This window comes from Sinomonas mesophila (genome assembly GCF_001999765.1).
GTDB classification, from domain to species: domain Bacteria; phylum Actinomycetota; class Actinomycetes; order Actinomycetales; family Micrococcaceae; genus Sinomonas; species Sinomonas mesophila.
In genome coordinates this window covers 44410-56706 of the sequence record NZ_KV908323.1, presented here as the reverse complement: position 1 = coordinate 56706, position 12297 = coordinate 44410, and the positions used below count along the sequence as shown (strand labels likewise).

Sequence of the window (12297 nt, the reverse complement as noted above, 5' to 3'; positions counted from 1 at the left end):
ACTCTCAACCGGCGCCCTGACGACTGTGGGAAGAGTGTGGATAAGTCCTGTGGATACTCCTGTGGACAAAGGCTGGTCCAGGCGCCCCAAGACCGATCCTGCCCCGTCTCGCGGAGAGTCAGCGGCGGCGCGGGAAGTGGCGTTGGAGGTAACCGGACCACTGCAAGCGCCCGGCATTTGGCGACGAACATGACTCCGGCCGTACCATGCCGACGACGCCGAAGCCCTGACGGGAGGTGCATGCCCATGAGGACGATCCAGCGAGACTGTCCGGCGACCGTGCCATGCCTCGGCGCTAGATGGCTGGCGTAGGACGCGCTCTCTCATCTGGCCTGAGCGCGATTATGGCTTCCCGCATCTGGCTGCCGGTCGGACTTGATCCCCAAGGTCGAGCACTCGCGCGATTGACGAGCAACGTCCTTGAGGAGCAACGTCCGACTGACGTGCGCAGCGCCCTAGATGCCGCCGCGTCGACCCACGGGAATGCGACTCGACGCTAGGGGGAACCAGTCCCATGGCAGCCGTGTCCAGGCTTGGAGGTCCGGTTCACTAGAAGGCCGTTCGGTGCTGCCGTCGACGAGCATCATGCAGGGTTCGGCGCCCAGAGGTACGCGCTCGGACTTCCGCGGCGACTCCAATCCATGTCTTCAAGGTGGAACCCCGGAGTCCCCTCCAAGCAATGCCATGAGAACTGGAGAGTCTCTACTGTCACGGCCACTGGGCTGGCCTCCGAGAGGCGACTCACCATGGAACGGCATCTTTTCACGTGAAACACGGTCGATGGTGTTTCACGTGAAACATGTCCACTGGATCTCGCCAAGGGACCCGTCGTGGAGACCATGCCCTTCCCTTCCGACTCTTCGGGGATGCCCCCGGCGCTCTTCGAGCTCCCGGACCGACTCATGGATCATGCGCAGCGCCGCCAATTCAGCCAGCCCCGACGCGCGTTCTCGGGGTTAGCGACTAGATGGTCAGAACCCCGGTCGTCGACCGTGGGGCGGGGGTCCGGGGTCGGCATTGACGGTGCGCCAATTCCGAGCGGGCACGCGTTCTTCGGACGTAGTCGCGTTTACCGCGCGTCGACCGGCGAGGGTGGCACCGTGTGTGGGCATCGGACCAGCGGTCAAGAAAGACGAGCTAGTGAGTCGAGGTTCTGGACGCAGGAGCTTCTCTGGCCAACGAAGTGAAGCGCGTAGCCTGGGGGCCTGCCGGTCCAGGGAGCATGGACGCGCGGCGGGTAAAACATCCCGGAAGACGACGAGATGGGTTGCCGCGTCGCAGGGGGCAGGCCATTGCGACGAGAGTTCTTGCATCGTCCTGAGGCCCGACATGCCGGGTGCACGGCCGAAGCTCCCTGAGCGCTTGGCCCGAGCGTGTCGAGGAATGAGGTGTCGAGGAACTGCGTGGGACGGGCTCAATGAACTGTGGATAATCTGCCTGGGTGCTGGCTACCTGCGGGTGATAGCTCATCGCCCGGTGCAGCTTGTGGCCGCCATGCAAATCGGTCTGGAGGGCGGCTGGGCTCCAGTTGATTCTGTCCGGTCGCAACGTGGTATCAGGCTTCGAAATATGCATTTGGGGTTGGAAGAGCGTGGCCTGATCCGTTGGTTCAGGATTGTTTCCGGTGCTGCGGCGCAGCGCGGCGATGAGGCCCGCAGCATCCGACGGTCTCTGATGAAGGTCCCTTGTGGCCGATCGGGGACGCTCCGCGCCGATCCCGAGCAGAGGCGAAATTCCAACGAACCATGGGTACGGGGACGAATGCCGTCAGCTCTCTGCCGAACGTCCTCACCATTGTCCGTTCTGGCTTCGTGGGAGTTTGTCTTTCGGAATGCGAGTCCGCGAACTTCGCGCTTCCTGGGCACATGAGGGCGGATGGCGCGGGGGTTCACGGTGGTTCACGGAGGCGGGCTTCGCAGATTATGTGAAAGCCGCCGGGCCCTGTGGGAGCAGAGACGGAGCCCCCCTCGCGTTTCGAGTGACTGTGGCATCTAGTGGGAGGCGTGCGGCGGGGTCGAGAGAAATCTAGCGCACCGATGCAGTGGCGCGCCCGGTTGGCGGGCTCCTTGATATCTGGCGATTCTCAGGGTCGCTAGGGTGTCCGTGTTCGCGAAGCCGATACTGGAAATGGAGAGAAGCCAAGTTTTTCAGCCCGCAAATGTGTTTCACGTGAAACATCGGATCGGATCACGCTGCCTGGCCTCCCGGAGCAATAGCGATAGGGGTCCTCCCTCCGGGAGCCAAGATAGGCATAATGTGTTGCCTGGCGTCCGCATACCAAGTGTGCTCTGTTGCACTGCCGATTGAACAAGGCATGTCCTGGCGCCCAGGGCCCCAGCCATCACAAGGCAATTTCTGGATATATAGGAATGCACTCCAAATCACTTGCCTTCAGGGACGCTCGAATCCTGTTTCACATGAAACAACCCGAAAACGAATGCTGCGAGGCGGAGGGGAATCTGGGAGGACACAAAAGGAGGGGAGCGGCCTGAGCCGCTCCCCTCCTGCAACGAGACCGAAAGTCAGTCGCGCATGGCTACTTCGAGAGAACCTCGCTCCACTCCTTCTCGAAGTACTGCTTCGGGCGTGCGCCAATGACCGTGCCAGTGACCTTGCCCTTTTCGAACAAATAGATCGCCGGAATCGACGTGATCCCGTACTCGGCGGCAATGTTCGGGTTGTTGTCGACGTCGACCTTGACGACCTCGACCTGGTCCGCGTACTCAACCGAAATGTCATCGAGAATGGGCCCGACTTTGCGGCACGGGCCGCACCACTCGGCCCAGAAGTCCACGATGACCGGCTTCTCGGCGAGAAGCACCTTGTCAGTGAACTCGGCGTCTGTGACGTTCTTGGCGTTGCTCATCTCTGAATTCCGATCTGTAGGGTGGCTCAGGCCCGGGCAGCGAGGGCGTGCGCCTCGACGTTGGCGAGGTAGTGCTCGACGTCGAGGGCGGCAACGCAACCGGATCCGGCTGCGGTGATGGCCTGACGATAGGTGGGGTCCACGACGTCGCCAGCTGCGAAGACGCCGGGGATCGTGGTCTTGGACGTGCGGCCCTCAACGGCAATGGTGCCCTCAGAGGTGATCTCCAAGACGTCCTTGACGAGCTCGGTACGGGGATCGTTGCCGATGGCCACAAACACACCGGTGACGTCGAGGGAGGACATCGTGCCATCGAGCGTGCTGCGAAGGGTCAGGCCCGTGACCTTGTCCCCGCCGACGACGTCGGCGACCTCGGTGTTCCAGATGAAGCGGATCTTGTCGTGTGCGAGTGCGCGATCCGCCATGATCTTCGAGGCGCGAAGGGTGTCGCGGCGGTGGACCACCGTGACGGTGCGGGCGAACTTGGTGAGGAAGAGGGCCTCTTCCATCGCCGAGTCGCCGCCGCCGATGACGGCGATGTCCTGGTCCTTGAAGAAGAAGCCATCGCAGGTCGCACACCAGCTCACGCCGTGTCCGGAAAGGCGCTTCTCGTTCGGGAGGCCAAGCTCGCGGTATGCAGACCCGGTCGAGATGATGACGGCGCGGGCCTGGTAGGCGTCGCCGTTGGCGAGGGTGACCGTCTTGATCTCGCCCGTGAGGTCTGCAGACTCGACGTCCTCGAACTCGATCTGGGCACCGAACTTTGCGGCTTGCTGCTCGAGCTTGTCCATGAGCTCGGGGCCCTGGACGCCTTCGGGGAAGCCGGGGAAGTTCTCGACCTCGGTCGTGTTCATCAGCTCGCCGCCGGCGGTGACGGAACCCGCGAAGATCAACGGCTTGAGGTTGGCTCGCGCCGTGTAGATGGCGGCGGTGTAACCGGCCGGTCCCGAACCGACGATAATCACGTCGCGAATGTCTGCGGCAGTGCTCACAGGCTGTCCCTCTTCCTCGTCAATCTTTTTCGGCCGTTGAAGCCACAACGCATCGCTGCGCGGTGCTATTCCACGGCACAGTCTTGTTCAAGGGTACCGAAGGCCCGGGGAACTGATATCGAGAACGACATGAAGCGGGCCCCCGGAGAGTCCGGGGGCCCGCTCGCGGCGATGGATCCGTCGGCTACTGCACCTTGATCTCGGCGAGCCGAAGACCGAAGCCGAACTGGGTCTTGGGTGCCGACAGGCGAGGCAGCGAGTTGATCTGGACAATCACGTACTCTGCCGTGGGGGCGTTGGCCACCGGCACGGACACCTGCGGCCCAGTGAAGGACGTCGTTCCGGCGAGCGTGGCGCCGCTCAGGTTGGGCGAGCTGTTGGTGTAGACGCTGATGTTGCCGCCGGAACCGCCCGACTGCAGGAGCGTGACCTGATCGATCTCGGCGGCATCCTTGAGCTTGACCACCAGCGAGACGCTCCTGACGAAGCCGCCCCAGTCTTCTCGTGCGAACTCCATCTCGGACCAGTAGGTCGCCGTGTTGCCGTCGAAGGTCGTCGGAAGCTTGCTGTCGAACTCGTTGGCGAAGCCAAGCTCAGACGGGTTGAGGCGCGTGACCGAGTCGATGGCCGGAGGGCCGGAGGGCGCCGTGCTCGCCGACGGGCTCGACGTCGCTCCACCTGTGGCCTGCGGGGACTGCCCATTGTTCTGCTGGGACTGCGGGCCGGTGCCCTCGGGCTGGAACAGGGATCCGAGGGTCGTGAACGCGAAGATGAGCGCGGCGATGAGAACGACGGCGAGTACCCCGCCGACGAGCCACGGCACCGAGCGGGGACGCGACTCCTCGTCGTCCTCGAGGTCCTCGTCCCTGGACGATCCGGGGCCGGGAGGCAGCGGGAAGACTGAGGATGGCCGGCGTGCGGGCTGGACAGGCTCGCGGCGGTCTGCGGACCGACCGCCGGGTACCCCCGTGCGGCCTGGTGAAGGCTGGACCGGTGCGGCGGCAGTCGGCACAGGCTCGGCGGCTGCTGCTCCTTGGCCTTCGGCCGAGGGCCATGGGGTGACCTTGGGGCTCGCGGCGGCCGCGGCCGCCCCCGCAGCAGCGGCGCTGTCGCCATGGCCACCCGACCACGTTTGGTCGGCCCCGGAAGACCCACCCGCGGCGCGGCGCGCGGGTTGGGCTTGGGTCGGCTGGCCCGGGTACGCGGGCTGGGCCTGGGTCGGCTGGCCCGGGTACGCGGGCTGGGCCTGGGTCGGCTGGCCTGGGTACGCGGGCTGGGCTTGGGTCGGCTGGCCTGGGTACGCAGGTTGAGCCTGGGTCGCTCGGCCCTGGGCTGCGCTCTGCCCGGGACCGCCGCCGGCGGAGCGGGGCGGCGCCGGGGGCTGCGGGGGAATGGCTCCGCCTGCACCCGAACCGGGCCCGTGCGCGGCGGCCGCCGCGGCGCCAGCCGCCGCGCCGCCAGCCGTTCCAGCCGCACCGGCGGCACCCGCTCCCCGGCGCGAATCGCCGTCGTCATGCCGGTACTCGTCGTAGCGGATGTAGTCACGCGGGTGGCCGGCGTCGACGTGACCGTCATAGGTCTCGGGCTCGCGCGAGCGCTCCTCGCCGAAGATCTCGCTGCCGAGCGTGTCGGTGAAGAACGGCTCAATGTAGGGCGTCTCCTGCGGGACGATGAGGTCGAGCAGGTCGGTCGGCGTGGTGTGGTTCGTAATGAGGTAGGTCGAGCCGTGGCTGGAGCCGAGGTCGAGCACCTGCACTGCGCCGTGGCGCTCTCCCATCGCGACCTCGCGGGCGCTCTGAACCAGCTGGTCCGCGTTGGACGGCCCGGAGACGAGGATGCTCACGGGGCGGTTCAGCACTTGGTCCACGCCATCGAGGACCAGATCGCCGTCCTGGGACGCCACGATCGAGGACGTGACTTTGTACCGCCCCCCGAGCACGGTGCCGACGTCGATGGACTGGGACACGGAAACCTCCTGGTCGCTGGCCCGGGCGGGCCTCCGGCCGCGCCCTGTGCTGCTAGTGATCCTAGCGGAAAGGGCTGGGCGGGCCCTGAGGAACAGGCCCGTCAGCCCTCGGGGAAGTGCGGATTCTGCCCCGGCGGGCCCTGGAAGGTGCGCCGGCCGGGCAGCCTCTCGGGCCGCGTGTTCGAGGGGCGGGCCCGGTACATGCTCGGGTCGAACTGCCCGGAGATCCGGGGGATGATGCCCGTGTCGTCCGAGAGGGTGTTGATCGGCGCAGTCATCGGGGCTACGGGTTCCTTCGCGCCGGCGGCAGGCGCGGCTGCCTTCCCGGTGGCGGCAGCACCGGCGTCGTGCGCGGGCGACGGCGCGGCCGCACCGCGCGCGCCGAGCCGGCCGAGGAGGGGCCGCGCCAGGTCGCGAACCTCGGTCACGCGGAACGCGCGCAGGAGCACGATGTAGACGAGGAGCATCGGCACGCCGATGACGGCCACGGCCACGAGCGCGGCCCCGCTCGAGGTCCAGATGAAGCCCTCGGGGTTGTAGCCGCCGAGGAGCGCGACCGCGGCGGCCCCGACGAGCGCCGAGCCCGCCGCGGCGTACCCCATCCGGATGTAGGAGCGGGCAACGTGCGCGCCGTCGAGGTGGCCGAGCAGGCGCCGGAGGTAGTGGCTGCTGATGACGACGGAGAGGATGTTGCCCACGGTGTAGAGGGCGGCGATCGCGAAGATCACGTACCTCGGCGGCAGGTACTGGATGCCGAACGCGCCGGCCACGTTGAGAGCGGCGAGCCACAGCTGGATCCTGAAGGGCGTGCGGGCGTCCTCGTTCGCGTAGAAGACACGCGCCATCATGAAGTTCGCGCTCATGAACGGTGTGCTCAGCGCAAGGATGCTGAGCGTCTGGGCCAGCATTACGCCGTCGGACGCCTTGCCGCCCGAGAAGAACATGCCCAGCGGCGCGGCGAGGGCGAAGAGCGCAAGGGCGCTGAACACGGTCGCGACCGCCATCGTCCGCAGGCCGTGGGACAGCGCCTCCCGGACGCCAGCGCGGTCGTGGGCCTGGGAGGCCTGCGTCATGCGGTTGAACAGGACCGTCGCGAGGGACAGCGCGATGATCGAGTGCGGCAGGAGGTACAGCTGCGAGGCGATCTCGAGGACGGTGTTGCCGGGGATCCGCTGCCACAGCGGGTCGCCGGCTTCGCGCAGCCGCTCGCGCTCCGCGCCCGGGAGAGATGCGACCTTCATGACGTAGAGGAAGGTCAGCTGCCCCACGGCCGCCGTCGCGAGCGTCCACGCGCCGAGCCTGGCCGCGTGCCCGAGGCCCACGCCACGCCACCCGAACCTGGGCCGCAGCCCGAGCCGCAGCTGCCTGACGGGCACGAGCAGGAGGGCCGTCTGGACCACGACGCCGAGCGTCGAGAACCCGGCCACGAGCACCGTGTGCATGGGGTTCCACGAGTCGAGGCTGTGCGGGTTCACCGCGTTCGTGCCGAAGATCCACGCAAACAGGCCGAGGCCCGCGATGGCCACGACGTTGTTGATGATCGGGGCCCACATCGCGGGCCCGAAGGCCCCGTGGGCGTTGAGCACCTGAGTCAGGAGGGCGTAGAGCCCATAGAAGAAGATCTGCGGGAGGCACCAGAACGCGAACACCGTCGCGAGGGCCAGTTGCTGCTCGCTGTACCCGGACGTCGTCAGCTGCATGACGAGCGGCGCGGCGAGGGTCACGGCGGCCGTGAGGCCGAGCATGACGAGCACCCCCAGGGTCAGGAGCCGCGAGATGTAGTCAGCGCCGCCGTCGGGCGCCCCGCTCGCCTTGATGATCTGCGGGACGAGGACGGCGTTGAACACGCCGCCGGCGACGAGCAGGAAGATGAGGTTCGGCAGGTTGTTGGCGTTGACGAAGGTGTCCGCGACCGTCGATCCGAGGCCCAAGGCGAGGATGAGCATCCACGAGCGCACGAACCCCAGCGCCCTCGAGATGAGCGTGCCGGCGGCCATGATCGCGCTCGAGCGGGCCTCGGATGCGGGGGCGGGCGTGGACGCCATGGTCAGCGCCTCACGAGAGCAGGTGCTCCGGAAGGACCTCGCGGGCCAGGTCCGCGATCCGGCGCTCGTTCGGGAAGGACAGCCGCCGTGTGAGCTCGGAGATGGGGATCCACGCGACGTCGACGGCCTCGTGGTCCGGGTCGTTCTCGATCGTGAGCTCGCCGGCGACCGCGCGGAGAAGGTAGTGGTGCACCGTCTTGTGGACGCGGTGCCCCGTGACCGTGAACCAGTAGTCGATGCTCCCGAGCGGGGCGAGGATCTCGCCGTGGATCCCCGTCTCCTCGCTGATCTCGCGGATCGCGGCGTGCTCGTTCGACTCGCGGCCCTCGGGGTGGCCCTTGGGCAGGCACCACTCGAGGCGGCCGCCGCGGTTGAGGCGCGCGATGATCGCAACGGGCAGGTTCGGGTCCGAGGTGTCGACGACGACGCCGCCGGCCGAGACCTCCTCGACCGTCGGGAGGGAGGAGGGGTAGCCGTGCCCGACCGGCGCGATGTGCGGCCCGATCGCCGAGGGCAGGGGCGCACTCCTCCTCTTCTGAGGATCGCTCGGCAACGGGATGACCATGCACTCCACTCTAGCCAACGCTTCCGTCCTGAGGGCCGACGCCGGGACTGTGGAGGGCGGGCGCGCCGGGATCTGCAAAGATTTAAGGACTATGGCAGCAGATGAGACGGCACCCCAGGGGACCCAGCAGGCAGCGGTGCAGCTCGAGGTCGACCCGGTGGTACTCGAGCTCGGGGCGCGCTTCGCGGACGCCGGATTCGAGCTCTCCCTCGTGGGCGGGCCCGTGCGGGACCTCTTCCTCGGCCGCATCTCCCCGGACCTGGACTTCACGACCGACGCTACGCCGGACCAGACGGTCTCGGTGGTCCGCGGCTGGGCCGACGCGCACTGGGACATCGGCCGCGAGTTCGGCACCATCGGCCTGCGCCGGGGCCGGCACCAGATCGAGGTGACCACGTACCGGGCCGAGGCGTACGACCCAGACTCGCGCAAGCCCGTCGTCGCCTTCGGCCGGAACCTCGTGGACGACCTCGAGCGTCGCGACTTCAGCATGAACGCCATGGCGCTGCGCCTGCCCTCGCTCGAGCTCGTCGACCCCTTCGGCGGAGTCCGCGATCTCCACGCCGGAATCCTCCGCACGCCAGGTGCGCCCGAGCTCTCCTTCTCCGACGACCCGCTGCGCATGATGCGCGCGGCGCGCTTCGCCTCCCAGCTCGGCGTCGACGTCGCCCCCGAGGTCAGGTCGGCGATGACGGCGATGGCTGGGCGAATCGAGATCATCTCGGCCGAGCGGGTGCGCGACGAGCTCGTCAAGCTCATCAACGGTGCGGCGCCGCGGGCCGGCATCGACCTCCTCGTCGAGACGGGGCTCGCCGAGCGCGTCCTGCCCGAGGTCCCCGCGCTCCGGCTCGAGGCCGACGAGCACCACCGCCACAAGGACGTCTACCACCACTCGCTCACGGTCCTCGAGCAGGCCGTGTCCCTCGAGACGGACGCCGACGGCCCCGTGCCCGGCCCGGACTTCGTGCTGCGGTTCGCCGCGCTCATGCACGACGTCGGGAAGCCGGCGACGCGCCGCTTCGAACCGGGCGGCGCGGTGAGCTTCCGGCACCACGACGTCGTGGGGGCCAAGCTCGTGAAGAAGCGCATGAAGGCGCTGCGCTTCGACAACGACTCGATCGCCGCCGTCGCGCGGCTCGTCGAGCTCCACATGCGCTTCTACGGCTACGGCGAGGCCGGGTGGACCGACTCCGCCGTGCGCCGCTACGTGACCGACGCCGGGCCGCTGCTCGAGCGCCTCCACCGGCTCACGCGCTCCGACGTCACGACCCGCAACCAACGCAAGGCCGAGCGCCTCGCCTTCGCCTACGACGACCTCGAGCAGCGCATCGCCGAGCTCGCCGAGCGGGAGGAGCTCGCGGCGATCCGCCCGGACCTCGACGGCGAGCAGATCATGGCCCTTCTCGGGATCCGGCCCGGCCCCGTCGTGGGCCGCGCCTACCGCTTCCTGCTCGAGGAGCGCATGGAGCACGGCCCGCTCGGCGAGGAGGAGGCACGACGCCGGCTGCTCGCCTGGTGGGCGGAGCAGCCAGACGCTGCGGGCCAGCAGGAGAACGTGAAGAACACCAAGGACGGGGACAGCGAATGAGCGGCATGGGGCTTCCGGGCGCCGAGGACTACGGGTTCACGCGCCTCTGGCTCCTGCGCCACGGCGAGACCGAGTGGTCTCGCAGCGGCCAGTACACGGGCCTCACGGACCTCACGCTCACCCCTGCCGGCGAGGACCAGGCGCGTGCCGCGCGGGCGACGCTCGACGGCGTCGACTTCGGTCTCGTGCTGACCTCGCCGCTGCAGCGGGCCCGGCGCACGGCTGAGCTCGTCGGGTTCCCCGACGCCGAGGTCGAGCCGAACGCCGTCGAATGGGACTACGGCGACTACGAGGGCATCAAGTCCGCCGACATCCGGCTCAAGAACCCGGGCTACCTCATCTGGACCCACGGCGTCCCGAACGGCGAGGCGATTGCTGCGGTCGGGGAGCGCGCGGACCGGATCGTCGAGCGCGTGCGGGCCTCGGGGGTCGCGAACGCCCTCGTCGTGGCGCACGGGCACTTCTGCCGTATCCTCGCCGCACGCTGGCTCGACCTCGACCCCGTGGAGGGCCGGCACTTCATCCTCGGCACGGCCAAGGCCTGCCGGCTCGGATGGGACAAGAAGACGCCGGCCATCGAGGCCTGGGGACTCTGAGCTGCGCCGACATGCGGGATATGGAATTTCCTCGCCTGCGCTTGCGCATTATCCGAAATGTGCATTAGCTTTGACGTGCGCCTCCGCTCGGGGGCGAAAAGCTAGCAGCAAAAGGAGGCTGGGACGATGATGATCACCGCGTACATCACCCGTGGTCGGATCGGCACTGACCGTCGCGAGCTGGCTGCTGGCATTCTCGGCGCATAAGGCGCCTCGGCTAGCCGCCGCGCGCTTCCCTTCACCACGCCCGCCTGGATGATTCCGGGCACTCCCGTGGGCGCCCTGCGCCGCCGGGGAAAGGCGTTGCCGCTAAACAGGGAACCGCGATCTTCCCCGACGACCAGTCCCGGCGGGGTCGAATTCGCGGCCGCTTTCACGTGCCGTGCTGCGACGGATTCTGACCCTTCCGGTATTTCCGCAGGTGTTCTTTTGTCGAGGATGCGAATGCCGTCCTGATTTCTGCACACATTTCCGCTGAATTCTGCCTGTCTGAATTCAGCATGCCCGCTGTCGGCCACCCCCAGGAGCCTTCCGTGCCTTCCACTCAGCATCCCGTCTCCGCCGCCCCGACCCGCGCGGGAGCGGCGGCCGCAGGCGTGCGGCGCGTCATCGCCGTCGTACGCCGCTGCCTCTCACGCCTGCCCCAGCCGGACGACGAGCGGATCGCGCAGCACCGCGACACCGTCTACCGCCGGGTGCAGCGCCTGCCGCTCGCGTAGCCCCGGCACATCGGCTGCGCGAAGTCTGGTCAGCGCCCCCGAGTGTGTGAAGAATGTCCTTCACACACTCGGGGGAGAGGAACTCAGTCATGCGCACGAAGATCGTCGCTGCCTTCGCGGCCCTGGCAACGGCGCTCGGGCTCGCCGTCTCGGCGGGTCCCGCCGCCGCCAGCACAGGGGGGACGCCGGACGGCGACCTGCACCCGAACGTGGGGCTCATCCTGTTCTATGACGCGTCTGGGGGCAGGTTCCGCTGCTCCGCGACGCTCGTGACGCCGACCGTGCTCCTCACGGCCGCGCACTGCACGGACGGCACCGTGGGCAAGACCATGGTCACGTTCGAGTCGGTCATCGCCGAGGAGCCGCCCTCTGGCCTCCCGGCCGCCTCCGACTCCTCGGTCGGGTTCACGGCCCGGGACCTGAAGGGCTACTCCTACGGCACGGCACACACGCACCCGCAGTACTCGGGCTTCACGGACATGGAGAACTGGAACGACGTCGGCGTCGTCGTGCTCGAGAAGGCCGTCTCGCTCCCACCCGGGCAGGTCGCGCCCGCGGGGACGCTCGGCGCGATCCCGACGAGCGAGCTGCGCAGCACGATCTTCCGCGCCGTCGGCTACGGCACCGAGGTGCGCAAGGCCGAGGAGGGCCCGCAGAACCCGCAGCCCATGACCTACCCGCTCATGCGCCGCTACGTCGACATGCCGGGGCAGAAGCTCACCCCGCAGATCCTGCAGACCAACGGCAACGAGAACGACACGTTCGGCACCGGCGGGACGTGCTTCGGCGACTCCGGCGGGCCGCTCTACCTCGGGGACAGGATCGTGGGCGTGACGAGCTTCGGCTACACCTCCACCTGCCGTTACCTCGACGGCTACCAGCGCGTGGACATCCCGGTGGTCCAGGACTGGCTCAGGACGTTCCACGTCCCGGTCTGACGTTCCCGTGCGATGGCGAGCA

At 68.1% G+C, this 12297-nt stretch carries 9 protein-coding genes; 4 read left to right on the top strand and 5 right to left on the bottom strand.

What is annotated here, in order from left to right; all coding sequences use genetic code 11:
• Positions 1-2536: 2536 nt before the first annotated feature.
• The 5 genes from trxA to BV907_RS02145 all read right to left on the bottom strand — a co-directional run bounded on the left by trxA (position 2537) and on the right by BV907_RS02145 (position 8386).
• Positions 2537-2866 (bottom strand): thioredoxin, encoded by a 330-nt coding sequence (gene trxA / locus BV907_RS02165; RefSeq protein ID WP_077488019.1) that lies wholly within the window; start codon positions 2864-2866, stop codon positions 2537-2539.
• A 26-nt stretch (positions 2867-2892) separates the two neighbouring features.
• Positions 2893-3858 (bottom strand): thioredoxin-disulfide reductase, encoded by a 966-nt coding sequence (gene trxB / locus BV907_RS02160; RefSeq protein WP_077488018.1) that lies wholly within the window; start codon positions 3856-3858, stop codon positions 2893-2895.
• Between the two features lie 184 nt (positions 3859-4042).
• Positions 4043-5824: a hypothetical protein gene (locus BV907_RS18650; protein WP_077488017.1), complete on the bottom strand. Its 1782-nt coding sequence runs from the start codon at positions 5822-5824 to the stop codon at positions 4043-4045.
• A 101-nt stretch (positions 5825-5925) separates the two neighbouring features.
• A complete protein-coding gene (murJ, locus tag BV907_RS02150) occupies positions 5926-7869 on the bottom strand; it encodes a murein biosynthesis integral membrane protein MurJ (protein WP_139346563.1) in 1944 nt (647 codons plus the stop codon).
• Between the two features lie 10 nt (positions 7870-7879).
• Positions 7880-8386 carry an NUDIX hydrolase gene (locus BV907_RS02145; protein WP_077488370.1) on the bottom strand — a complete coding sequence of 169 codons (507 nt, stop codon included), beginning with the start codon at positions 8384-8386 and terminating at the stop codon, positions 7880-7882.
• A 139-nt stretch (positions 8387-8525) separates the two neighbouring features.
• On the opposite strand from BV907_RS02145, the gene BV907_RS02140 reads away from it, so the two are divergent.
• From BV907_RS02140 to BV907_RS02125, 4 genes are all read left to right on the top strand, one after another.
• Entirely contained in the window at positions 8526-10022 is a 1497-nt protein-coding gene (locus tag BV907_RS02140) for a CCA tRNA nucleotidyltransferase (protein WP_077488016.1), read from the top strand.
• Positions 10019-10618, top strand: coding sequence for a histidine phosphatase family protein (locus BV907_RS02135; protein ID WP_077488015.1), 600 nt, complete (start codon positions 10019-10021; stop codon positions 10616-10618). The genes BV907_RS02140 and BV907_RS02135 overlap by 4 nt, the downstream gene beginning before the upstream one ends.
• A 533-nt stretch (positions 10619-11151) precedes the next feature.
• Entirely contained in the window at positions 11152-11337 is a 186-nt protein-coding gene (locus BV907_RS02130) for a hypothetical protein (protein WP_077488014.1), read from the top strand.
• A gap of 89 nt (positions 11338-11426) precedes the next feature.
• The gene (locus BV907_RS02125; protein WP_077488013.1) at positions 11427-12275 is read left to right on the top strand and encodes a trypsin-like serine protease; all 849 of its coding nucleotides are present in this window, start codon (positions 11427-11429) and stop codon (positions 12273-12275) included.
• Positions 12276-12297: the final 22 nt, after the last annotated feature.